The 557-nt window shown below is 76.3% G+C and carries 1 protein-coding gene; it reads right to left on the reverse strand.

Translation table 11 applies throughout. The features are described from left to right. Positions 1-557, reverse strand: a 557-nt coding sequence (locus tag G3I65_RS50750) for a KR domain-containing protein (RefSeq protein WP_160703056.1), incomplete at both ends; no start/stop codon positions are given.

Consider the following 557-nt stretch of genomic DNA (forward strand, 5'->3'; position numbering starts at 1 on the left):
GACGCTCGGCCGAGGGCTCGTCGGCGGCTTCGAGCAGCGCCCGGACCTCGGGGATGTCCTCGATCAGCGGACGCCGCCGCGCCAGGGTGAAGCCGGGCGCGAACCGCGCCCAGTCGACGTCGGCGACGGCCAGGAAGACTTCGTTCGCGTCCAGGGCCTGGCAGAGCGCCTCCACCGCGGCTTCCGGCGCCATCTCGCGGAGCCCGCGGCGGCGCAGCTGGTCTTCCAGTTCGACGTCGCCCGCCATGCCCCCGCCGCCCCAGAAGCCCCAGGCGACCGACGTGGCGGCGGCTCCGCGGGCGCGGCGCTGCTCGGCGAGGGCGTCGAGGTAGGCGTTGCCCGCGCCGTACGCCCCTTGGCCGCCGGAGCCCCAGACACCGGCGTTCGAGGAGAAGAGCACGAAGGCGTCGACGTCGTCGCCGAGCAGCTCGTCCAGGTTCCGGGCGCCCGCGACCTTGCCGCCGATGACGTCGGCGAACTCGGCCGCGGTCGTCTCCAGCACGGGCGTGGCCTGCGGCAGCCCGGCGGCGTGCACGACCGCGCGCACCGGCTCGCCG

Source organism: Amycolatopsis sp. SID8362 (assembly GCF_010550475.1).
GTDB classification, from domain to species: domain Bacteria; phylum Actinomycetota; class Actinomycetes; order Mycobacteriales; family Pseudonocardiaceae; genus Amycolatopsis; species Amycolatopsis eburnea.